The sequence below is a fragment of the Caldalkalibacillus salinus genome (assembly GCF_016745835.1).
GTDB lineage: Bacteria > Bacillota > Bacilli > Caldalkalibacillales > JCM-10596 > Caldalkalibacillus_A > Caldalkalibacillus_A salinus.
The window spans coordinates 189,303-212,536 of the sequence record NZ_JAERVL010000012.1; the positions used below are offsets into that span (position 1 = coordinate 189,303).

30 protein-coding genes are annotated in these 23,234 nt (G+C 42.6%); 1 reads left to right on the top strand and 29 read right to left on the bottom strand.

Annotated elements, in window-relative coordinates:
* Window positions 1-84 precede the first annotated feature (84 nt).
* From aroH to JKM87_RS09055, 19 genes are all read right to left on the bottom strand, one after another.
* Window positions 85-459, bottom strand: a complete 375-nt coding sequence (aroH, locus tag JKM87_RS08965; RefSeq protein WP_202080001.1) for a chorismate mutase — start codon at window positions 457-459, stop codon at window positions 85-87.
* Window positions 456-1,571 (bottom strand): 3-dehydroquinate synthase, encoded by a 1,116-nt coding sequence (aroB, locus tag JKM87_RS08970; protein WP_202080002.1) that lies wholly within the window; start codon window positions 1,569-1,571, stop codon window positions 456-458. The genes aroH and aroB overlap by 4 nt, the downstream gene beginning before the upstream one ends.
* A complete protein-coding gene (gene aroC / locus JKM87_RS08975) occupies window positions 1,571-2,743 on the bottom strand; it encodes a chorismate synthase (RefSeq protein WP_202080003.1) in 1,173 nt (390 codons plus the stop codon). Before aroC ends, aroB begins: the two co-directional genes overlap by 1 nt.
* Window positions 2,744-2,956: 213 nt before the next feature.
* Window positions 2,957-3,253, bottom strand: a complete 297-nt coding sequence (locus JKM87_RS08980) for a hypothetical protein (protein ID WP_202080004.1) — start codon at window positions 3,251-3,253, stop codon at window positions 2,957-2,959.
* Between the two features lie 86 nt (window positions 3,254-3,339).
* Entirely contained in the window at window positions 3,340-4,143 is an 804-nt protein-coding gene (locus tag JKM87_RS08985; protein ID WP_202080005.1) for a CheR family methyltransferase, read from the bottom strand.
* A gap of 140 nt (window positions 4,144-4,283) precedes the next feature.
* Window positions 4,284-4,727, bottom strand: a complete 444-nt coding sequence (gene ndk, locus JKM87_RS08990; RefSeq protein WP_202080006.1) for a nucleoside-diphosphate kinase — start codon at window positions 4,725-4,727, stop codon at window positions 4,284-4,286.
* Window positions 4,728-4,909: 182 nt separating this feature from the next.
* Window positions 4,910-5,869 carry a polyprenyl synthetase family protein gene (locus tag JKM87_RS08995; protein ID WP_202080007.1) on the bottom strand — a complete coding sequence of 320 codons (960 nt, stop codon included), beginning with the start codon at window positions 5,867-5,869 and terminating at the stop codon, window positions 4,910-4,912.
* A gap of 35 nt (window positions 5,870-5,904) precedes the next feature.
* A complete protein-coding gene (locus JKM87_RS09000) occupies window positions 5,905-6,744 on the bottom strand; it encodes a menaquinone biosynthetic enzyme MqnA/MqnD family protein (protein WP_202080008.1) in 840 nt (279 codons plus the stop codon).
* Between the two features lie 8 nt (window positions 6,745-6,752).
* Entirely contained in the window at window positions 6,753-7,367 is a 615-nt protein-coding gene (locus JKM87_RS09005; RefSeq protein ID WP_202080009.1) for a UbiX family flavin prenyltransferase, read from the bottom strand.
* The gene (locus tag JKM87_RS09010; RefSeq protein WP_202080010.1) at window positions 7,364-8,263 is read right to left on the bottom strand and encodes a UbiA-like polyprenyltransferase; all 900 of its coding nucleotides are present in this window, start codon (window positions 8,261-8,263) and stop codon (window positions 7,364-7,366) included. Before JKM87_RS09010 ends, JKM87_RS09005 begins: the two co-directional genes overlap by 4 nt.
* 3 nt (window positions 8,264-8,266) lie before the next feature.
* The gene (locus JKM87_RS09015; RefSeq protein ID WP_202080011.1) at window positions 8,267-8,992 is read right to left on the bottom strand and encodes a demethylmenaquinone methyltransferase; all 726 of its coding nucleotides are present in this window, start codon (window positions 8,990-8,992) and stop codon (window positions 8,267-8,269) included.
* A 143-nt stretch (window positions 8,993-9,135) separates the two neighbouring features.
* On the bottom strand, window positions 9,136-9,855 hold the full coding sequence (locus JKM87_RS09020) for a heptaprenyl diphosphate synthase component 1 (protein ID WP_202080012.1): 720 nt from the start codon (window positions 9,853-9,855) through the stop codon (window positions 9,136-9,138).
* 88 nt (window positions 9,856-9,943) lie between these two features.
* Window positions 9,944-10,543 (bottom strand): hypothetical protein, encoded by a 600-nt coding sequence (locus tag JKM87_RS09025; RefSeq protein WP_202080013.1) that lies wholly within the window; start codon window positions 10,541-10,543, stop codon window positions 9,944-9,946.
* A gap of 101 nt (window positions 10,544-10,644) precedes the next feature.
* Entirely contained in the window at window positions 10,645-10,866 is a 222-nt protein-coding gene (mtrB, locus tag JKM87_RS09030; protein ID WP_202080014.1) for a trp RNA-binding attenuation protein MtrB, read from the bottom strand.
* 11 nt (window positions 10,867-10,877) lie between these two features.
* Window positions 10,878-11,450 (bottom strand): GTP cyclohydrolase I FolE, encoded by a 573-nt coding sequence (gene folE, locus JKM87_RS09035; RefSeq protein WP_202080015.1) that lies wholly within the window; start codon window positions 11,448-11,450, stop codon window positions 10,878-10,880.
* Between the two features lie 161 nt (window positions 11,451-11,611).
* Window positions 11,612-11,884, bottom strand: coding sequence for an HU family DNA-binding protein (locus JKM87_RS09040; RefSeq protein WP_202080016.1), 273 nt, complete (start codon window positions 11,882-11,884; stop codon window positions 11,612-11,614).
* Between the two features lie 258 nt (window positions 11,885-12,142).
* A complete protein-coding gene (gene spoIVA / locus JKM87_RS09045) occupies window positions 12,143-13,621 on the bottom strand; it encodes a stage IV sporulation protein A (RefSeq protein ID WP_202080017.1) in 1,479 nt (492 codons plus the stop codon).
* A 255-nt stretch (window positions 13,622-13,876) separates the two neighbouring features.
* Complete coding sequence (locus tag JKM87_RS09050; protein ID WP_236838707.1) at window positions 13,877-14,578, bottom strand: hypothetical protein; 702 nt, start codon at window positions 14,576-14,578, stop codon at window positions 13,877-13,879.
* Between the two features lie 63 nt (window positions 14,579-14,641).
* Entirely contained in the window at window positions 14,642-14,827 is a 186-nt protein-coding gene (locus JKM87_RS09055) for a DUF2768 family protein (RefSeq protein ID WP_202080018.1), read from the bottom strand.
* Window positions 14,828-14,941: 114 nt separating this feature from the next.
* Here JKM87_RS09055 and JKM87_RS09060 point away from each other — a divergent pair, with 114 nt between their 5' ends.
* Window positions 14,942-15,466 carry a hypothetical protein gene (locus tag JKM87_RS09060; protein WP_202080019.1) on the top strand — a complete coding sequence of 175 codons (525 nt, stop codon included), beginning with the start codon at window positions 14,942-14,944 and terminating at the stop codon, window positions 15,464-15,466.
* A gap of 181 nt (window positions 15,467-15,647) precedes the next feature.
* Here JKM87_RS09060 and JKM87_RS09065 read toward each other — a convergent pair whose 3' ends face one another.
* From JKM87_RS09065 to rpsA, 10 genes are all read right to left on the bottom strand, one after another.
* A complete protein-coding gene (locus JKM87_RS09065) occupies window positions 15,648-15,914 on the bottom strand; it encodes a stage VI sporulation protein F (RefSeq protein ID WP_202080020.1) in 267 nt (88 codons plus the stop codon).
* Window positions 15,915-16,061: 147 nt separating this feature from the next.
* A complete protein-coding gene (locus tag JKM87_RS09070; protein WP_202080021.1) occupies window positions 16,062-17,102 on the bottom strand; it encodes an NAD(P)H-dependent glycerol-3-phosphate dehydrogenase in 1,041 nt (346 codons plus the stop codon).
* 11 nt (window positions 17,103-17,113) lie between these two features.
* Window positions 17,114-17,719, bottom strand: coding sequence for a glycerol-3-phosphate 1-O-acyltransferase PlsY (gene plsY, locus JKM87_RS09075; RefSeq protein WP_202080022.1), 606 nt, complete (start codon window positions 17,717-17,719; stop codon window positions 17,114-17,116).
* A gap of 13 nt (window positions 17,720-17,732) precedes the next feature.
* Window positions 17,733-19,061 carry a ribosome biogenesis GTPase Der gene (der, locus tag JKM87_RS09080; protein ID WP_202080023.1) on the bottom strand — a complete coding sequence of 443 codons (1,329 nt, stop codon included), beginning with the start codon at window positions 19,059-19,061 and terminating at the stop codon, window positions 17,733-17,735.
* Between the two features lie 84 nt (window positions 19,062-19,145).
* Window positions 19,146-19,616, bottom strand: coding sequence for a DUF3189 family protein (locus JKM87_RS09085; protein ID WP_202080024.1), 471 nt, complete (start codon window positions 19,614-19,616; stop codon window positions 19,146-19,148).
* Complete coding sequence (locus tag JKM87_RS09090; RefSeq protein WP_202080025.1) at window positions 19,613-19,912, bottom strand: hypothetical protein; 300 nt, start codon at window positions 19,910-19,912, stop codon at window positions 19,613-19,615. Before JKM87_RS09090 ends, JKM87_RS09085 begins: the two co-directional genes overlap by 4 nt.
* Window positions 19,913-19,924: 12 nt before the next feature.
* Window positions 19,925-20,119 carry a capping complex subunit for YIEGIA gene (locus JKM87_RS09095; protein ID WP_336885153.1) on the bottom strand — a complete coding sequence of 65 codons (195 nt, stop codon included), beginning with the start codon at window positions 20,117-20,119 and terminating at the stop codon, window positions 19,925-19,927.
* Between the two features lie 6 nt (window positions 20,120-20,125).
* Window positions 20,126-21,019 carry a YIEGIA family protein gene (locus JKM87_RS09100; RefSeq protein ID WP_202080027.1) on the bottom strand — a complete coding sequence of 298 codons (894 nt, stop codon included), beginning with the start codon at window positions 21,017-21,019 and terminating at the stop codon, window positions 20,126-20,128.
* Window positions 21,020-21,030: 11 nt separating this feature from the next.
* Window positions 21,031-21,657: a YphA family membrane protein gene (locus JKM87_RS09105; RefSeq protein WP_202080028.1), complete on the bottom strand. Its 627-nt coding sequence runs from the start codon at window positions 21,655-21,657 to the stop codon at window positions 21,031-21,033.
* A 337-nt stretch (window positions 21,658-21,994) separates the two neighbouring features.
* Window positions 21,995-23,137 carry a 30S ribosomal protein S1 gene (gene rpsA, locus JKM87_RS09110; protein WP_202080029.1) on the bottom strand — a complete coding sequence of 381 codons (1,143 nt, stop codon included), beginning with the start codon at window positions 23,135-23,137 and terminating at the stop codon, window positions 21,995-21,997.
* Between the last annotated feature and the right edge of the window lie 97 nt (window positions 23,138-23,234).

Sequence of the window (23,234 nt, forward strand, 5' to 3'; positions counted from 1 at the left end):
CATGACGATCACGGTTTGGATCTACTGAAACGACGTTAGTCTTTTCTCGTTAAAAGTTATAAGTATTGTATCGTGCTCCATCTACTACGTCAAGGATAAATCTGGACGGAGGCTAGTAGCTTTATTCTGATACACATGTCTAATTTCGTGCTGGGCTCTGTCTGTATGGTAGTGAATCATCACCCGAATACATTTTTCCAGTGACCCTGGTACAGCCACCTCCTGAGCACACATTACGGGGACGAATGTCCATCCAGACATGTGGCGTAAACAGCGTGCCGGGAATGTCGCCGTTAAGTCCTGCGTCATCGTCATCCACACGCTCGCGATGCTCTCGACTTCAATATTGTTTTGCTGAACCATATCGGATACTAACGTTTCGGTGGCCTGTAAGATTTCTTGTGTGTCGTCCTTTGTCACAGTTGTGGCCCCACGCACACCTCTTAACTTTGTACTCAAGCGCCACCCTCTCCCTTCAATACTTGTTTGACGAGTTTTGGAGCAACGCCCTGCTCCAATACGGCATGGCCAACTTTTGTAACTAAGATAAGGTTGAGCTGACCTCCGGTAGACTTTTTATCACGGTACATCAGAGAAAGAATGTCTTCCACTGTCCACTCCCGAGGTCGCTCATAAGGCAATCCGAACTTTTGAACAAGCGCAAGTACCCTCTCTTTAATGTTCGTGATCTGATAATGATGCTCGCTCACTTCTCCTGCGAGTACCATCCCAATGGCGATCGCTTCACCATGTGTTAAGCGTGTATATTGACCTAAATTCTCTAATGCATGACCAAAAGTATGTCCGAAATTTAATAGTGAACGGATACCCGTTTCTTTTTCATCCTGACTGACAATCTCAGCTTTTATTTCACAACCCTTATAGAGAGCTTCAGTCAGATACGGTTCCTGTAACTGAAGACACTCATTTGCGTGTTGGTCTAACCATGTGGCAAATGAGGCATCCCATATCATCCCGTATTTAATCAGTTCGGCGTATCCAGACTTTATTTCTCGTAGAGGAAGGGTTTTTAATATTGACGTATCATATAGCACAGCTAATGGTTGATGGAAGGCCCCTATCATATTTTTGCCCAGGGCGTGATTGATGCCAACCTTACCGCCGACACTACTATCATGGGCTTGAATGGTCGTCGGCAATTGTATAAAGTCTATTCCACGCATATAGCTACTGGCCACAAACCCCGCTAAATCACCAACGACACCTCCACCTAGTGCTAGGACCACACTTTTGCGATCAAATTGCTTGTCTATCATAAAAGTTATGACGTCCTCATAAGTATTCAGTGATTTGGATCGTTCTCCAGACGGGACAGCATAAACGTGATAGCGATAATTCGTTTCATCCAAACGCTGCGTCAATGCGTCTGCATGAAGGGCTTTAACTTGATCATCGGTGATAATGAGGATCTGCTGATGATCATGGATACCTAACTGCTCCAGATATTGTCCAATATCATGTAACACGTTTGGTCCAATCACAATCGGATAAGACCGTTCTCCCAATTCAACATGCAACGTCTTCACTTCTAATTGCTTATGCGTAGCCATTAAAACCGTCTTGCCTCCTCTAGATAGGCCTCGAGGTTCCGTTTCATTGACTCTACGTGATCATGACCAAACTTTTCGCAGAAAGCTTTTGCCAGTTCCCAGGACACCGCCGCTTCAGCTACCACACTCGCTGCAGGAACAGCGCAGCTGTCAGAACGTTCAATGCTCGCTTCAAACATCTCCTTCGTGTCGATATCCACACTTTGGAGCGGCTTATATAAAGTCGGGATCGGTTTCATGACACCTCTGACAACGACGGGCATTCCGTTTGTCATACCACCTTCAAAACCCCCGAGATTATTCGTCTTACGTGCGTAGCCTTTATCCTCTGCCCATGTGATTTCATCGTGCACTTGGCTACCGGGTCTTTCTGCTGCTTCAAAACCTATGCCAATCTCAACCCCTTTGAACGCTTGAATACTCATCACAGCCTGAGATATTTTGGCATCAAGTTTACGATCCCACTGCACGTGACTTCCTAAACCAACGGGCACCCCTTCAGCGATTACTTCCACGATACCCCCTATGGAGTCACCGTTTTCCTTGGCCTCATCAATGGCGCGCATCATGTTTTCTGCCGCTTTTTCATCGACACATCGAACAGGAGACGCTTCTGTGATTGACTTGATATCCTCAACGGTTAAATCATTGACCGTCGTGTTCTCGATCTCTACTGCACCAATGCGCCGGACATGTCCAGCCACCTCAATGCCAAAATGAGAAAGGACTTTTTTGGCCACTGTCCCGCAAGCCACGCGTATAGCGGTTTCTCTTGCGCTAGAACGTTCGAGTATATTTCTCATATCGCGGTGCTGATATTTGATCGCGCCGTTGAGATCTGCATGACCTGGTCTTGGACGAGATACTCTTTTACGGTTTCGATCTTCATCCTCAAGAGGCTCGGCTTTCATAATCTTTCTCCAATGTTGCCAATCTTTGTTTTCTACCACAAGTGTAATGGGAGCCCCTGTCGTTTTACCGTCTCGAACACCAGAGACGATCTGTACTCGGTCTTTCTCAATTTGCATTCTTCTTCCACGGCCGTACCCCTTCTGACGTCGTTCTAATTCATAATTGATGTCTTCTGCGCTTAAGCATAGATGGGCGGGTACACCCTCTATAATAGCGGTTAGCTGTGGTCCATGGGATTCCCCTGCAGTAAGGTATCTCATTCTCCATCTCCCTCCTCTATTCACTACTCTCTATTTCTATGATTCCGCCAGTATAACACTTTACTGCGTTTAAGTGTTAAACAAAATAATGTATGACTTGATTATAAACGAATATTGTTTGTAAAAAAAGCCCCTAATTTAGGAGCTCTTACCGATAGGTCTCCCCTTTTTATGGGGACCTCATTTTTAGTATCTTCTTATAAGACTTATTCACTATTCACTATGTTGATCTTCTTGGGGATCAACGGCTCTATGTACAAGGTGTCGGTTTCTATGATACATCCATTCGCCTAATAGAATAGAGGTCAAACTTGCAATGACAACCTTCCATAAGACCGCGATGTGTACCTCTATAAGATGTAAAATTGCCAGACTTGATAAGGTTCCTAGCATTAATCCTGCGAACATAAATAAAGCATAGGCTAAGTGGTCAGACTTTTGACTATCAAAAATTCTGCTCTTAAAGAGTTGACGTATACCTTGACGATAGAATAAATAAGTGAGAAACATAACACAAATAACCTCTATGATCATAATGACTCCTTTATCGATGAGTGAATAAACGTTGCGCCTCTATGTATAACTGAGCAAACTCTTCAATCGTATGACCGCTTTTCTTTCTTGTTTATTTTTTGATAAAAAAAGGTTTCTATAGATTCAAATTCATAGGTTTGGGGGTAAAAGATTTGCTCTGTACTCCCCACAAATAAAATCCCACCCGGTTTTAATGCTTCTGAAAATTTCCGATATAACAAGTCTTTAGCCTCATCTGTAAAATAAATGAGTACATTACGACAAACAATTAAATCGTATTGCTTGTCAAAAGAATCGGCGAGTAGGTTGTGCTGACTGAATTGAACGCGCTCCTTAATTTTAGATGATATCTTATAGCCATCTTCTACTTTAGTAAAATACTGACGCTTCAAATAGTCCGGGACGTGTTGAAGTGACCGTTCGAGATAGGTTCCTTCTTGCGCCTTAATAATAGCATTAGCATCTATATCTGTCGCTTTCACCGACACTTGACTGATTGGGTTAAATTTTTGTAGGAGCATGACGAGTGAGTAGGGTTCCTCCCCCGTGGAACAAGCTGCGCTCCATACTTTAAGGTTATTAGAATTTTTGTATAGGTCCGGTAAAATTTTTCTTTCTAATACGTCCCATCGATTTTTATTTCTAAAAAACTCTGAAACATTGATGGTCATTCGATCTAGAAACTCTGCGTACAATGCAGGATCTACCATTATAGCGTCAAAGTAAGCCCTAAATGTTGAAAATCCTCTTTTTTCTCGCAGTGACGTGAGTCTTCGTTTCATTTGAGCTTCTTTATACTGGCTAAGGTCAATTCTTGTTTTAGCTTTGACCTGTTGGATAAACTGCAAGAAATCACGATCTTCCAATCCTGCTCCTCCTTCCACCTTATCCTATAATATACCATGATTTATAGCTAAAAGATAGGTACAAAAAAGGCCCTTTTATTAGGGCCTTTAGTTGTGGTAGTAAGGATTTTGGATTGTTTTTAGTATGACTGTCTAGGACTCTATACCCATTTGTTCATCACTTTATCGTAGGAGATCAGTTCTTCTTCTTTGAAGAAGAGTCCGATTTCACGTTCAGCCGAAGCTGGTGAATCTGAGCCGTGAATCACATTCATACTGACTTGAACAGCGTAATCCCCACGGATGGTCCCGGCTGCTGCTTCTGCCGGGTTTGTTTTGCCCATCATGTCACGCGCGACTTGTATAACATTTTCACCTTCCCAAACCATAGCAAAAACTGGGCCGGATGTGATAAAGCCTACTAATTCTCCGAAGAAAGGTTTGTCTTTATGCTCTCCGTAATGCTCCTCTGCTAAATCCTTTGAGATTGTCATTAATTTAGCGCCAGCAAGCTGGAACCCTTTCTTCTCAAATCGTTGCACAATTTCCCCGATAAGATTACGTTGAACTCCATCTGGCTTGACCATTAGAAAAGTTTTTTCCACTTTGACGTCAACTCCTATTCCATCATTATGTATAGAAAAACATGAAAGCGTTTCAACACAAAATTAAGTGTATCAAAGATAAGAGAATGAATCAACGTTCAAGTGCATCAACTAGCCTTTTATATCACATGTTGTCAGGTAGGCAGAGTTTGTTAAAGGGAATATATGCTAGGATATGTTTGTTAAAAATGACGCTGTTCCACAAACTGTGTAATCTTGTAAAACATATCTTGGCTACGGCTGTTACTGAGTGTATGAATTGATTGTCTAGCTTTAGCTAGATATCGCTGGGCGATTTGATTCGCGTATTGGATTCCACCATTTAATTTGACGATTTGGATGACTCGTTCCATATCTGGCTGGTGCTTTGAAGCCTCTGTTATAATCTCTTGACGTACCTCGTGATCATGGAAGCAAGCGAGTACGGGTAACGTGATGTTCCCTTGCATCAAGTCACTTCCGGCTGGCTTCCCTAGTTGTTTCTCTGTCCCGGTAAAGTCAAGGATATCATCCGTAATCTGAAAGGCCATCCCCACGTAATAACCAAAACGATATAATGCCCTCGCCTCTTGTTCACTCACATGGCCTGCAAGCCCGCCTAATTGACAGCTGACAGCCATTAGTAGTGCAGTTTTTCGCTTAATCCGTAAAAAATACTGTCTCATGGTCTGGTTCCACTCATATTGGGCTTTGATTTGTTCAACTTCACCCATACACATGTCCACAATCGCTTTGGAGAGGATCTGATGAACCAAAGGATTATCAATGGCAGTCAAACGCTGCAGGGCTTTTGAAATGATATAGTCACCCGTGTACATGGCCATTTTATTATTCCATTTAGCTTTCACCGTCGGCTTCCCTCGGCGAGTGTCGGCATGATCGACAACATCGTCATGGACAAGCGTGGCCATATGAATAAGCTCTAAGGCAACCGCCACATGGGCCAGTCTGTCTATATCATATTGACCATTCTTTCCACCCAAGAGGACAAATACAGGGCGTATGCGCTTGCCACCTGCGTTGAGCAGATGAACGGAGGCTCGCTTCAGTTCTTTTTGCTGCGTGTCGAGAACACCATGGATTTCTTCCTCAATATGTTGGATGTCCTTCTTCAATTCTTTATAAATCTCTAATAAATTCATCATGCTCCACCTTACATTCTGAATTTCCGACTATCTTAGTAGGCTACAAACGGTTGTTCAGGGGTCCATGTCTCTACTTGACAAGGACGGTGAAGGAGGCCACATTCATACGCTAGTCGATAGAAATATTCTAGGCCTTCTATCTGCTTAGGACCAAAGTCGTATTTTAGACCGTTAAAATAATCAGTCCAGAAGGTTACCGTTCCACCAAAATCTTGGATTAGTGTTTGTATAATCGGGTCTAGATGTCGGCGTGCTTGTTGTTTACTTTGTGTAAATGCGTGATAAAGCTCATTTAGTGCCAATTGTTCCTGGTCAATCCATTCTTTTCTAATCGCCCAAACGGCGTACGTCATCGTGTAGTTTGTCCATTTTTTCCATAGCTCTCCTAAATCATACACGTAAGGCGTTGTTGACGTCCATTTGGTACGTATCGCATCGTCCCCAATCAATAAGGCGGCATCGTGCTCTTGTAGCATTGAGGGCAAATGCGGCGGCATCGTTTGATATACGGGCTGCAGTTGATAAAAATGATGCATGATGACTTTTAGCAGGGCGACAGATGTTGCCGAACTTGAAGTGAGCGCAATCCGTGAGCCGTCTAAATACTCCAAAGGTTTTTTGGAAAAGAGATAAATGGATCGGACCTTCCCATCACTACTGACAGATAGGTCAGGCATCAATTGGTACTTATCGTGATTCTCGGCGTACGAAAAGGAGGATATCGGCCCAACACCGATCTCTCCGGTGGCCATGGCATGATTTAAGGCAGCCGGGATCCTCGTGTCAAATTCTACATGCTCGAGCTGCTTTCCTTGGTCAGCGTAATAATAAATTGGCATTACGTTTTTATATTCTATCTTTCCTACTTTCATCAATGTCGTCACCCCCATCGACGGAAAAGTGAATGATCGATATCTAATGCGTCTAAAGCTTTACCGACGAGAAACCGTATCACATCATCCAAGGTTTCTGGCACATGATAAAACCCAGGCATCGCAGGCAGTATTTTCCCTCCAGCTTGAGTGATTTTTAACATGTTTTCTAGATGTATTTGGTTAAGCGGTGTTTCTCTGGGGACAAGCACCAGTTTTCTGCCCTCTTTTAGCATGACGTCGGCTGAACGCTCAAGTAAGTTCCCTGACGCACCGTGAGCGATACCGGACAAGGTCCCCATCGAACAAGGTATGACAATCATGCCGTCACAACGATAGGACCCACTTGCAATGGGTGCTCTAAAATCTCTTAATGTATGATAGGAAAAATGCGCTCCTTGGTCCCCGAATTGCTCCATAATGACACGCTCTCGATCACTCGTATCTAATCCTAATTCTTCATAGAATACTTGCCAACCTGCTTCAGTTACCATTAAATGCACGTGATGGCCAAGCTTAAGGAGTTCTTGTGTTAACCTCACACCATAAACGCCCCCGCTCGCCCCCGTTATGCCGACTGCAATCGTTTTCTTCTCGTTATGACCTATGTGTTGTTGGCTCATAAAATAATCAAATCTCCTAACGTAAAGACGAATATAACCACGCTCAATATGCCGTTCATTGTAAAGAATGCCAGATCAACCTTGGAAAGATCGTTCGCCTTCACTAAGGTATGTTCATATAGTAGGATACAGGCTGCAATAGCACAGCCTATCATATAAATCCAACTTAGCGGTGTCAGATAAGCTAAGGTGAATAATAATATAATCGTGCCCGTATGACATGACCGAGATATCCATAAGGCTTTGGAAATACCAAAATAGCTTGGTACAGAGTATAAGCCTAACTCTTTATCTACGTCCGTGTCCTGAGTGGCGTAAATGATATCAAACCCTGCGGTCCATAGCATCACCGCCAAAAACAAAACCAGCGCCTCCCAGTGAAGCGTTGCGGTTGTACCAACCCATCCTCCCATTGGTGCTAGCGCTATAGCAGCACCTAAAAAGAAGTGACAAGCCCAAGTAAAACGTTTGGTGTAGGAATAAAATGTTAATGCGAATACCGCAAGTGGCAACAGCTTCACAGCTAGAGGGTTGAGCATATAAGCTGCAAGGAACAATAATACCAATGAACTGATTATAAAGATGATGACTTCTTTTAGCTTCAGCTGTCCCGCTGGTATGGCCCGATTGCTTGTCCTTGGGTTTTTGGCATCAATGGTACGATCAATTAAACGATTTAATGCCATGGCTGCACTTCTAGCACCTACCATCGCCATCGTAATCCAAAATATTTGCCACCAGGTGGGCCACGTACTCACATTGACGATGTCCCCCAGGGCTTGTTGTTTACTATCATAGACCGTTTTTCCTAATAGAGCCCCCATGAAAGCAAAAGGTAATGCGAATATGGTATGTTCAAACTTAATCATTTCTAGTATGACTTTTAACTTTTTCACTGGTTACACCTCTGTTGTCCTTTTGTACCCGATATGGAGTGCTGCTATACCACCGGTCAATAAACGTGTTTCGACCTTGTGTAATCCGACTTCTTCGAATATCTTGGCAAGCTCCTGACTATCGGGAAAATGCTTAAGGGATTCAGGTAACCAACGATACTGTTCATACCGATTAGCAAATAATTGCCCAAGCGCGGGTAGAATACGGTTAAAGTATAGGAAGTAAAGCGCACGAAAAGGTGGCCAAACGGGCTTGGACAACTCTAAGGAGATCACCATACCACCGGGTTTGACCACACGTTTCATTTCAGATAACACTTGACGAATGTCAGGCACATTACGTAGTGCAAATCCAATTGTTGCATAATCAAAAGAATCTTCTTCATAAGGAAGCTTCATCGCATCACCATGAACCAACTTTACTTGAGAAAGACCCCTTTGGTCTCGTTTTTGCTCACCTATTTTGAGCATGTTTTCACTAAAGTCTAAACCGATTACCTTACCTTTTTCTCCTACTTGTTCTGCTATACTGAGTGCCCAATCCCCAGTTCCGCAACAGATATCGATGGCTGATTCCTGTGCTTGCACGTTCATTTTTCTCATCGCCACTTTTCGCCAGGCCTTATGTCGACGAAAGCTAAGGAGGGTATTCATAAGATCATACTTAGGAGCGATACTTTCGAAAACTTGATGTACATATTCTGCTTTAGATAACTTCTGTTTTTCCATGACTTTTCTCTCCCGACAAATCACCAGTTTTTCTTCTGTTGACTCGATATATGCGTGTCAATTCAGAAGAGCTCGTTCCAGGTACTCCTGGTATGACAAGCCTTATCATTTTTTAGTACACAAAGTAACGTTCAAGCCCCTTTTTACGGTTCAATTACAAGTGTGTTATTTTGCATATGGTCTAGCCAAGGACTCATCTCTTGTATGAGTAAAGGTTGTCCTTTCTCAATCAGTGTTTTCTTGATCTGCTTGATGAGCTGTTCTATCTGTTCCGGATGTCCATCAAACTGCTGATACACTAGACCGAGTTCAGCAAAGAGTGCGAAGATACCATACCAAAAAGATTCTGCACCATGTTCATCTAGAAGCGCGTCAACGATGGTACGTTTAAGTTTAAGTTCTTGCTGTAAACGCTCAGCCTTCGTCAGATGAGTTCCTGAATATAAAATGTCAGTCTTGCATTCATTGACCTTCTCAATGATTTGAGCCCACAAACGAATAGCATAAACCTCACCTTTATTGGCTAAATAATGATAATAATGACCACTAAACTGATCCCCAGCTAGTACAAGCAACTGCCGTTCCTTCATGCTCTCATCTGTCATATCCCCTGTCCCGTCTTCCGTGACCATTTCATGAGCGTCTAAACCCGTTTGTACAAACAACATGGGGATACATGTCTTTTCAATCTCCCATTCGTCCTGACCTTGCTCATGTAAAAATAGATACATAAAGTGCAGTTGAAACAAATCAACAGGGGGAAGCTGTGCGTGTTCACTAACATAATCATGTGATGTTTTATCATGTACTTCATCTAGCATTGATTGCATATGATCATAAAACTGTGAATGCGCCAAAACCATATTGGTATCCTCCATCTATGTACATGTAAAAATCAAATTCCTACTGCTTATATAAAGTTGCACGTACCATAAGTATAGCAAAAAAAGACTAGTTCCTCCATCCTGTCCCATGAACAAGATCCGTATTCGCTTTGATCCATGACTCACGTTCATTCTCACTCATTGTGCCCACTGACTGCACCTCTTGCAGTGCCTCTTCCGTCAGATCTTTTCGTTTACTATTAACCGCCACGATGAGTTGAGGTTGTAATTCGTGCTCTCTCACGACTCTCAAGTATAGTTTCTCGATATTATGCGTATGAACAAAGACATCAGACATGATCGCTATAGCATCCTTATAAATATAGTCTTGCTTGAGCGTTTCTTCAGGTTGAAGTTTTGTGACAACGAATAGTGACTCATTGTCTAGTTGTATATTCTGATACGGATAATGAACGGTTATTTGTTTAAAAAAAGGAACGATGACATCCTTACTGAGAGTGAGAGGTTTTTCAAGTTGAAAAACAGGCCGATTATCCTGAGGTTCTGAAGAAGCGCCTTCTTTGTCTTCAGGCCATATCGGTTCAACAGATTGGCCGTGGTCCCCTAAATCACCCGAAGACATCTCCACCGTAGGGAAAAAAGAAACAATACTGGCCAGCATGAGTGACACAAAGGTTGTAAAGAATAAAGCACGTAGATACCTCACTGCTTCTCCCCTCCATCCATTGTTCTCACTACATTGTATTCGCCCAACCCTACGATTTAGAATATTTGAAGCAAAAAAAGCAGGTAAAGCGCCTGCTTTTATCACTCCTCATCCGTATGAATGATCCCATGTCTCGTATGAATCTCAACTTTACCACGAATCTTGACGGCTGAAGTATGCTCCGTAAACTGTGCCATAAGCACTTCATTTTGATCAAGTTTCTCCGAATGATGGAAACGCGTATCTTTCCCTCTTGTAAGCCCAATAACATTAACGCCATTTTCCTTTGCCTTAATCACAAAAAACTCATTTAGATTATTCATGAGCATCCCCCTTACGACTGGTGATTAATGAGACCTAGTACTTCTGCTCTAGCAGGTGCGTCATCTATAAAGCATCCTCGTACGGCAGATGTTACCGTTTTGGCACCTGGTTTTCGAACGCCTCTCATTGTCATACACATATGTTCAGCTTCTACAACGACGATCACGCCATGTGGATCCAGCTTCTCGACAATCGCATCGGCCACTGTTGACGTAATGCGTTCTTGTAATTGTGGACGACGAGCGACCGCTTCAACCGCACGTGCGAGTTTACTCAATCCTGTTACACGTCCGCCTTTTGGTATGTAACCGACATGTGCCTTGCCGTAGAACGGAACGAAGTGATGTTCACACATGGAGTAGAAAGGAATATCCTTCACTAACACGAGCTCCTCGTGATCCTCGCCAAAAACCACATCAAAGTAGGCCTCAGGATCTTGATCTAATCCCTCAAACACTTCTGTGTACATTTTGGCCACACGCTTCGGCGTATCCTGTAACCCTTCTCTCTCAGGGTTCTCACCGACAGCTTCTATGATCATCTTGACTGCTTGTTCTATTTTATCCGTGTCAAAACGGCTCATTTGATGTCCTCCTCTGTGGATATTAGCTAAAGAAACTATAGCACAACTGGTACGCTTACGCAAAAAGAAGCATATGGCCCAATAGCCTATGTCACACAAGCAAAAAAAAAGAGCTGCCTAGGCAACTCTTTTAAAAACGATTTAATCGATATGTACAAAAATTACTTTACAGCGTCTTTTAAGGCTTTACCTGCTTTAAAGGCTGGTACCTTGCTAGCCGGAATGTCAATTTCAGCTCCTGTTTGAGGGTTACGCCCTTTACGAGCAGAACGTTCTCTCGTTTCAAAGTTTCCAAATCCGATAATTTGTACTTTATCCCCTTCTTGTAACGCCTCAGAAATGGCATCAAAAACTGCATCAACTGCTAGACCAGCATCTTTCTTTGTTAATTCCGTTTGTTCAGCTACTTTAGTGATAAGTTCAGTTTTATTCATGACCACGTCACCTCCTTCCAAATATTGCTTTACTCTCTTTTTTACCGATTTAAAGCCGTTTTATACTTGTGACTACGCAATTTTTCTTGTAGACATGCTTATATTAATATACGACTCTCATAATTTCAAGTGATTTAAGTAAAAAACACGTTTCAAACGGGGTAACATGAAAAAAAGCTTCCCTTTGGAAGCAGTGAAAAGAAAAATAGCCTCCTAATTGGAAGCTACGCATAGAGCCTGGGAAACTCATTGAATATATTATAGGATAATGGCAATGAGTCCTCCAGAACCCTCATTAATAATTCTCTCTAATGTATCTTTCAGCTTATAGCGCGCATTATCCGGCATCATTGTAATCTTAGCTTGAATGCCCTCTCTTACAATTGAGTTAAGCGAGCGACCGAATACATCGGAGTTCCAGATGGATAACGGGTCCTCCTCGAAGTCTTGCATAAGATATCTAATCAGTTCCTCACTTTGCTTTTCGGTCCCGATAATAGGCGCGAACTCGGAATCCACGTCTACCTTGATCATGTGGATCGATGGTGCGGTTGCTTTTAAACGGACACCGAAACGAGAACCCTGGCGAATAATCTCAGGCTCATCTAGGGTCATATCCTCCAAGCGTGGAGGTGCTATACCGTAGCCTGTATTTTTAACACTGTGTAAAGCTTCAGATATATGGTCATACTCCCGTTTGGCGATTGCAAAGTCTTGCATAAGCTGAAGGAGATGATCCTTCCCGCGAATCTCAACGCCAACCACTTCTTTTAATACCTGATCGTACAGATGATCGGGTGCCACCAAGTCAATTTCGGCTACGCCTGTTCCCATATCCATATCAGATAGAGAAGCCCGGTCAATAAAGTCATATTCTGTGAAATATCCGACCACTCGGTCTACGTCTCTTAATCGTCTAATATCGTTTACTGTGTTTCTAACGGATTCTTCGTAGTTCTCGCGTAACCAATGATCTTCTCTGAGCACCATGACCCAGCTAGGCAAATTAACATTGACTTCATGCACTGGAAATTCAAATAAGACTTCTCGCAGGACGTTGGTAATATCACGTTCCTCCATCTGTTCTACACTACATGCAATGCACGGGATGTCATATTTCTCAGCTAAATCATTTCTTAAGGCTTCCGTCTCCGGGCTATATGGCTGAGTAGAGTTGATGACAAGCACGAAAGGTTTGCCGACTTCTTTTAGCTCGTTTACAACCCTCTCTTCTGCCTCTTCATACTCGTGACGCGGAATTTCGGCAATGGTCCCATCCGTTGTCATCAGAACACCTAGCGTGGAGTGCTCTTGTATAACTTTACGTGTGCCGTATTCCGCTGCCTCTTGAAACGGAATGGGCTCTTCATACCAAGGCGTATTGATCATGCGTGGACCATTCTCATCTTCGTATCCCTTTGCACCAGGGACAACGTAACCGACGCAGTCAATTAAACGCACATTGATATCTAAACCTTCATCTACGTCAATCTGAACGGCCTGGTTAGGTACGAATTTAGGCTCCGTTGTCATAATTGTTTTCCCAGATGAACTCTGAGGTAGTTCGTCTTGTGCACGGATCCGATCAGAATCAGATCCAATGTTAGGGATAACTACCTTTTCCATAAAATTTTTAATAAATGTAGACTTTCCCGTACGGACGGCCCCGACGACTCCGATATAAATATCTCCGCCAGTCCGCTCGGCAATGTCTTTAAAGATGTCGACCTTTTCCACGCGATCCCCTCCTGATTAGTGGTAAACGTGATTTCTCATTAGGTGTCTCGTACATTGATTTGGACACTATAAATATATGACGGCTTACAGGAAATATGACTATGAATCTTTCTGGGGTGCAAGATGGATCCAGCACAAAGACAAGACCTCCTTTATCTTAAAGATATAGGAGGTCAGCTCAAAATATGCTATGAAATTTATTTTTTATCTATCTTTTTTTGATTTATTCTGCTAGTTTATGAGATCAAGAGGGCATCATTCCCGTTTAAACTTAATCTCTCCTTCTTCGTAAACATAGGGGTAAGAATGGGTCGGAACAAAATAAGAATCCTCTACTAAGAAGGTACGTAAGTCATCCGCTTCTTCCCACCCCTCATCTCCATACCTTTCAAGATATTGATAAAGGTCAGGACGGTAATCTATGCCTACCCTCCCATAAGCATCCACAACGAGAGGTAACTTTTGTTTGGTATAAGGACTTTCAACCAGTGGGGTTTCACGCAGCCCAAGCTCTTCATAATCTAAAGTAAAGTAACGGTTCTCAATCATTTCGTCTACAGGCAAATATGTATCCTCTTCATTCAAATACATATTGAGGCGCATTTGAACATCACGTACGGTTTGACTGAGTCTGACATCTCTTAATTTAACGGTGGGCTCCTCTTCAGGATTCGTAATGACATACTGAAATACACCACCCGCTTCAAAAGAATTCCCAGGAGGACGTTCAAGATACTGTGACACCAATTCTTGAAAGTTAATCACATAGCGGTCATATAAAGGTGTATCGGCATCAAAATCACGAATAGGTGGCACACCACGATCTGAAGTATATCGTTCTATGGCGGATGCTACAGCCTCTATTTGTGCCGTATGCGGGACTTGATTCTCAGCTTTTCGTTCCGCAGGATACATACATCCGCTGATGACTAGCAAAAGAAGTGACCATACCAACATGGCGTTTAACATTTTGTAGTTTATGAACATAAGTATTTCATTCCTTTATATTTTTAACATGATTTACACCGAAAAGACCACGATGACGATAAATATAAATGAAAGTATGAGCAAAGCAAAAGCAAAAGTCGTCGCCATTCCTCTCCAGATCCCTTTAAATCTATTCCTCGCTCCTAATATCAGTATGTTGGCTAGAAACATCGTCACCATTGACACTAACGCAATCATCATTTTAACTAACGGTTCCATCTGTTCTCCCTCCCTTTTGCCCCCCATATTATAGCACATCGCAAGGTACAAAGAACATTCTAATCACATAAGCTAATGTAGGCCAATGTATTCATCATGAAAAGGAGGAGTAACATGACCCAACCGTACCACAGAGGGCATGCGTATCACCGTTTCCCAGCTTATGTATACCCCAAACAATCTATTTACCATCCTGTCGTGCCATTTAGGGGATTTTCTCAGCAGGCCAAGCAAGATTATAACTCACCCGAGCAGACTACCCCCCCCGATGTGAACTCAAATCGTCAAGAAGATGGAACACATCCAACGATGCCGTCCTTCCCGCAGGCGGGGCAGCAGGAACAACATACAGAGCCACAACCGACCGGAGAGTACAACGTTTTAGATGATGTGACTTTCACATTGACAGAATTAAACAAAGCGATCGAAAATGTTCAAGTGATCTCCCATTCAGTTAAAGGCCTTGATTTAGCTTCTATGGTTAAAAACGTATCTGGCTCAAATGTTTTATCAGTGCTCAAAAATGTTGATCTTAACCAAATCTCTGCTTTATTAGAATCTCCGCTCGTCCGCCAGCTTTTAACGGATCCAGAGTTCTTAGCCCTTCTTTCACCCCATGACACTAATCAACAAAGGTAGGGTTTACTCGTGTTCGTTCATATCGTCAACGTCTCATTTGAGAGTCCAAAAAAATAAGAGCTAACCTCTTAGAGGTTAGCTCTTATTAACTGTACCTTGCCGTTTTCATGGGAGCCCTTTACTCGAGCCAATATATCATATGAATCATGATGCAACCATGTAATCCATTATCGCCTAACTTCTACTTTTTGGGCTTCATAAATTGCTGTATCATGGTCTGCATTTGCTGGGGGTTTAACTTTTGTTTGACGAGAAAGTTCACAATTTGGTCTTCTTTTTGCTTAGAAACAGGTACACCAGCTAAGGACCCAATTTTTGAAACAAGCTCACGTACCTTTTTTTCGTCTTTAAGATCCTGAGGTTTTATTGAATTCGCAACGTTTTTCAATTGATCTTGTGATACGTTGGTTTTGTTTTGCACTTTGTCAAAGAAATCTCTATTTGCCATCTCTATTTACCCTCCCTGCTATTCTTCTCTGTTTATACTATGAAGATCAGGGAAGCTTGGTGAAGCATGAACAAATTTTAGGAGACTAACTAAGATATCAATGACTGTAATGAGTTGTCCTCTTCTTTATCGCTTTCGTATTGTCGTTTATTTTAAGTAAGCATTTAAAAAATCTAGATTCTTGTGTTCCAGTTCATGTGTCGGCCCCCTACCCATGAGGTCCTCGGCCGCTTGCTGTGGAGACTTGTCTTCAAATAGTACTTTATACAGCTCTTGTGTTATAGGCATTTCGACGTTTTTTTCCTTACCGAGTTGATAGGCTGCTTTGGTCGTACGAATCCCTTCTACCACCATTCCCATGGACGAGAGCACATCATCAACTGTCTGACCTTGGCCTAAGGCGTATCCACAACGCCAATTTCTAGAATGTTGGCTTGTACACGTCACAATAAGGTCACCTACCCCCGCCAAACCGGCAAACGTTAGAGGGTGCGCCCCCATCTCAATACCTAGCCTAGCAATTTCGGCTAAACCACGGGTCATCAAAGCCGCTTTGGCATTATCTCCAAATTCTAACCCGTCCGTGAGCCCGGCGCCAAGGGCAATGATATTCTTAAGTGAACCCCCAATTTCCATTCCGGTGACATCATTATTAGTATAAACACGAAAATGTTGATTAATAAATAAGTCCTGAACTTTCTCCGCTAAATCTAAGGATTCAGACCCAACGACGACCGTCGTAGGAGAGCGGTGACTCACCTCTTCCGCATGGCTGGGACCTGATAAGACCACTATCCCTTTCCTTTTACGTTCGGGTATCTCCTCTTCAATGAGTTGTGAAACCCGTTTATACGTGTCTGGCTCAATACCTTTAGATGAATGTATAATGACATGTTCTGAGGTAAGGTAAGGTAACAGCTCTTTTGCCACTTGTCTGACGATTGCTGTAGGCAAAACCAATAATATGTATGTTGTGTCTTCTAAGACTTTCTCCACAGACAATTCCGCTTTGATCCGTGTCGGTAAAGTGACACCTGGCAGATATTTCTCATTCGTATGATGTTGGTTAATCTCTTCGGCTTGTTCCTTTCTACGAGACCACAAGCAAACGTCATATCCGTTATCTGCAAGTACAATGGATAATGCTGTTCCCCAACTTCCAGCACCCAATACCGCGATTTTTGACATTGCTTTTCCTCCTATGCTTTATTTTCTCCAACTTTGCTCCCTATTTTGTTCTCTTCCCCTTTGATGATGCGAACAATATTGGCGCGATGACGAATATAGGATAAAATCATAAGGACAATAGCGCCCCACATATATGGCGCTGGCGTACCGAGCAGTACCATCATCAAAGGCAAGAGTGTGACAAAAATTAAAGAGCCTAGTGATACGTAACGCCATATGACGATTGAAGTTATGGCTATCATACCAGATAGAAGCGAAGGAAGAAAAGCTAAGGTGGCAACGACGCCAATTGTTGTCGCTACCCCTTTTCCTCCTTTAAAGTTAAAAAATATAGGCCAATTATGCCCTAAGATGGCGAGTAATCCTGATAGAACGACGACCCATTCTATCCCATTCCACCACATGGCAAATAGCACAGCGACAATGCCTTTTAATGCATCTAGTAACAACACAAGTACGGCAGGTCCTGTTCCTAACAGTCTTAGGGTGTTTGTAGCACCTGCATTTTTTGAGCCGTGTTGTCTTATATCGATGCCAGCTACTTTTTTGGCGATAATGTAACTGAAGCTTACGGAACCGATGAGGTAAGCGACGATACACGTAAGAACAGCCTCCATTTCTTACCCCTCCCTAATGACGATTATCCGATTTTTTACGCGTAAAAATTCTGATGGGTGTTCCCTCAAAAGGAAATGCTTCTCTAATTTTATTTTCCATATACCGTAAATATGAGAAGTGCATAATCTCAGGATCATTGACAAAAAGGACAAACGTGGGTGGTTTGACCGATACTTGAGTTCCATAGTTTACTTTTAAACGTTTCCCCTTATCCGAAGGTGGCGGATTCATCGTCACAGCGTCTAAAATGATGTCATTCAACACGTGAGTTTGAACACGCAGGGCATGTTGTTCGGCCACATCTTTAACCTTAGGCAAGATTTGATGTATACGTTGCCTTGTTGAGGCTGATACAAACAAGATAGGTGCATAGTCTAAGAATTTAAAATGGTCACGGATATCCTTTTTGAATTCCTGATGAGTACGGTCATCTTTCTCTACTGCATCCCACTTATTAACGATGATAATGACCCCTCGTCCAGCTTCGTGGGCATATCCTGCAATCTTCTTGTCTTGTTCAATGATCCCTTCTTCACCATTAATCACAAGTAGAGCCACGTCAGATCTTTCAATCGCTTTTAAGGCACGCAATACACTGTATTTTTCTGTTTTTTCGTATACCTTACCACGCTTTCTCATTCCTGCTGTGTCTACGAGGACATACTCTTGATCGTCCTTAGTAATAGGCGTATCAATGGCGTCCCTTGTCGTACCCGCAACAGGACTGACAATGACGCGTTCTTGTCCAAGCAAGGCGTTCACCAAAGAAGACTTTCCGACATTAGGACGCCCGATAAAAGCGACACGAATCTTATCATCGTCCTCTTCCACCTCTTCATCCTGCGGAAAGTGTTTAACCACCTCGTCTAACAAATCACCAAGTCCTGTCCCATGAGCCCCTGATATGGGCAAAGGCTCGCCAAAACCAAGGGCATAGAATTCATAAATTTCATCCATTTTGTTAATGTTATCGACCTTATTGACGGCTAGGACGACTGGTTTGTTAGACCTGTATAAAATCTTGGTGACTTCTTGATCTGTCGACGTCACCCCTGTTTTGACATCAACCATAAAGATGATAACGTCAGCTTCTTCAATAGCAAGTTCAGCCTGCTCCCTCATTTGCTCTAGAATTTGATCCTCTCCATTGCCTATCTCTATACCACCTGTATCAATCAGGTTGAACTCATATTTAAGCCATTCTGCAGAGCTATAAATACGATCTCTCGTAACGCCGGGGACATCCTCTACTATGGATATTCTTTCCCCGACTAATCGGTTAAATATTGTAGACTTCCCTACATTGGGTCGTCCGACAATAGCGACTACCGGTTTTGACATGATTAAAAACACACCTTTCTGTAACCAAAAAAGAAAAAAGGGCAAATTAGTTCTCTATTATCATAATCCTAAATATGCGATGGTTCAACGACTTATTTTATTTTTTAACTTCTTTTTTGTATCTTTTACAAAAGATAAAAGGCTTTTGTAATCAAGATGAACGCCCTTGGCTGCGACATATCTTCCTATTTTGACACAGCCGTACCTTCTTGATAATGCCCCCCCTATCCTGGCCATGCGGTTGATATGGGGCAGTGCTTGGGCAAACAAGAACTGATCCGGTTCATCCGATAAATGGTCGATCATGGAAGCAATAGAACGTTGAACCAATTGTCTTTCTGGGCCTAAGCCAATCGTATATACGTTATGCCCATCATGATCGACTCCTTTAAAAAACAGATGGCCGAGGGAGTCGTTACGGGAAATATCAAAGTCTGGGAGTGAAAGTATATCCTCAACACTCGCGACGCGATCATCCGGAAGATGACCAAGGTGAATCGCAGCCGCAACAATAGAAGAGTGTGCACTTCCGTAGCAGTAATAGATGAGGTTCACGCTCTCCCACCCCTTTTTTTATGATAAATGAGTTCCCAAAAGAGAATATTGTCCCCCAGTAGTGCCCAGAATTCAGACCACGCTTGAATACAGATTCTGATAGATTGACTGACATTGATCCAATATACCCTTTGACCTGCTGTATTTTTCCCTAGATACACAAAGTTTCCCTTGGGATGGTTTTGTTTGAACCTTTTTGACTGCTCAGACGTTAATGTTTGACCGTAAACCTCCTGCCAGGCTTTATGTAATAATTGGTCCTCATCAAACTGGTCAATGTATAATTTCTTCTTCAACACGTTCACCTTTTAGTGTCTGACTAGGATATACGTTTCTTCGTCCAGTTCATGAGCCATCCCGTTAAGAATGTTCTCTAACAAGAAGATTCTTTGCTGAATTTCCTCTTTATCCTTAACGACAAATATGGGAGCACCTCCCCCACTCACCTTTTGTGGCGAGCTCGTTACAACGGCCAGGATACTTTTGACACTTAACGTTTCCATTGTCATTTACCCCTTTCTTTCTTCGTGCAGTGCATCTGATTCAGACGGTATGCGTACCGCGTTTTCAAGAATAGGGACTTTTGAGATCACATTTTTGGCCTGTGCTTCACTTTTAATCTGAGGCAAGAAAAACACGGCAACGCGACCATCGTTGATGTCTCGTCTAGTCAGCGGTGTGAGTGAAGGGTTACCGGCATCTCTATACACACCTAAACCGACAGACAGATCATGAAGAATCGCTTGGCGTTGGCCCAAGTTTGATAATGTGACAATGCTGTCCATAGATTTTGGATTAATAACAAACCCTAAGCCACGTTCAAGTATCAATTTCTGACTTTCTTTTACCCCTACATTCATGATGTGTATATCGTCCACAAAAAGGTTTGGGCCCTCAAAGCGAACTTGACCAAGATGAATATCTGCTATTTTTTTGAGGCTACTCCCTTGGTGATAAATATAGGCCAAGATGATGGATAAAAGCCCTACAACGATACCCACCCACCAATTGATGAGCATGACTGAAAGACTCGTCAAAAAGGCGGTCAGTATCACGAGGTAATTACGCCCTTCAAAAGCCATCGCGATCCCTTCAATGTACGCGGTTCCCCTAGAGACCATTTCCATTGAATCTAATTCTGATAACGTATTCCTTTCCATATTACGTACCTCTCTAAACTGTTGCGCCGCTAGAGAGAGAAACGTAATGGCTGTGAATTCTTTTTCATATAAAGCAGGGACCGCGATACTCCCCAAGGCAGCTGCAATAAAACCGAGTGCGAGATGAATGATGCTACCATGAGGGTAAGTAGGATACTGACGATAATCTGTTTTGAGCATGACCACTCTACCTAGAAAGCCGAGTGCGACACCAAGTGTCGTTGCCAGTGCGTAGTCTTCCATATTCAGTCCTCCTATTCTCCTTGAGGTTGCCGTGTGCGTATCAACTGATACAATCGGTACGATACCCTAAGCACAAGATGAAAAGCTGTGACGAGTGAAAAGGCGACGATAAACATATCCCTAAAATAAGCATCCCCTGCATATACAACGGGTACATAGTCTTGCAACAAGTACTGATGAAGAAGTTCACCACATAACATCCCCCCGCCCATCATCAGCCATTGATAGGCGATGTCGCTGGTCGCTAAAGCAACAAATAAAGTCATAAAAATGGGCAATAGGTAAAGAGGAGACCAAATCATTAGAACAGGGTCAATAAAAAATAGCTTGTACGACATGGCATAAAAAATACCCAGAAAAATCATCACGCACAATATTTGCAACCTATAATTCGCCCCCCTTGCCCAGAAGGCATAAAACAGTAATAGGCTCCCCCCTATATACACTCCCATATTAATGTGATAAGTGTCTGTTATAGGCAAATAAAGGCCCTGACCCATGATCATCAGTAATAACATCATGATGGTCAACCTTCTATTGCGTGTATGATTGTCTTTCCAAATCCCATCAAGCCATTGTGTGCTTGCTAAAATAAATAATAGCCACATGGCAATAAAGAATAAAACGCCTTCGTTCATATTCTGTTCCCTCCTACAAACAGTATGACCGCAACCCACAAAAAAAATCCTATGGATAGGAAGAGAGCATAGAATAAACGGTTCTACGTACATGTTAGGGCATACAAGCTCCAACCCCATGATACTGACAGCACATCCCTCATGGCTATCTTTGCGTTTATCTCGTTTTTTCTAGGGTGTAGGAACAAGCGCTTGCAAGTGTCTTTACGAAAAAGGGAACAAAATACAAAAAGCTGACGATGATCTCGTCAGCTTTAACATTAGAGTTTAAAATAAAAGATAGCGTGCCTTTAAAATCTTGTGATTACAACATATCCCTTGCAATTTATCTCTTATATTATTTTTTAAGTTTTTTCAGTTGATCCCCAATCATGTCACCGAGTGTGATGCCCATGCCTTGGTCATCCTGTTTGTACTCTTCAACGTTTGCGTTTTCTTCATCTTCTAGCAACTGGCGGATACTTAAACTGATTCTTTGTTCTTCAGGTTTCACATCAAGGACTTTAGCTTCTACTTCTTGCCCTTCTTCTAGGACTTCTCCAGGAGTACCAATGTGACGATTGGCAATTTCAGAGATATGAACAAGCCCCTCAACTCCTGGTTGAATCTCAACGAAAGCACCAAAAGAAACAAGTCTACGAACCGTTCCTTTAACGACGTCGTTCACTTTGATCTCTTTTGCTGCTTTCTCAAACGGGCTTTCTTCAGTTGCTTTTAGACTTAGGCTCACTTTCTCAGCGTCTGTATCTACTTTTAATACTTTGACCTTGACTTGGTCCCCTTCTTTCACAACCTCTGAAGGCTCTTCAACACGAGTCCATGAAAGCTCTGAGATATGGACAAGACCATCAACCCCACCAATATCGACAAAAGCGCCAAATGATGTCAGACGTTGCACTGTGCCTTCAAGCACTTGGCCCACTTCAAGACTTTCTAGACGTTGCTGCTTTTCTTGGTCCGCTTCAGCCTCTAGTACAGCTTTTTGAGATAAGATCACTTTGTTCTTTTCGCGGTCTAGCTCAACCACTTTCACACGTAACGTTCTGCCTTTGTAATCACTGAAATCTTCTACGTAATGGCGCTCTACGAGAGAAGCTGGAATAAACGCACGCATGCCCACGTCCGCTACAAGGCCACCTTTTACAACATCAGCAACTTCAACTTCAAAAACGTCTCCAGATTCTAATTTTTTCTCTAGGTCATCTAGTGCACGCTCATTGTCAACCCCACGCTTAGATAAAATGACATCCTCATCATCTTCTTTAATGATTTTAACTGTCACTTCATCTCCTTCAGATAGGGCATCAGAGACTTTCTCAATGTGCACATTGGAAATCTCTCCAATAGGTAAAATCCCATCTATTTTAGAACCAAAGTCGATAAGCGCTCTTTTATCCTCAACCTTGGCCACCTTACCTTCTACCACATCCCCTATATTGTATGTTTTAGCTTCTAGTTCATTTTGCATTTCCTCAGCCATCATGACATCCTCCTTAGTTACCTGTGTAAACTTATTATCTTTATTACTATACTATATTTGGCTCACTTGTGCCAACTAAAGGGTCACATTTTCCTAT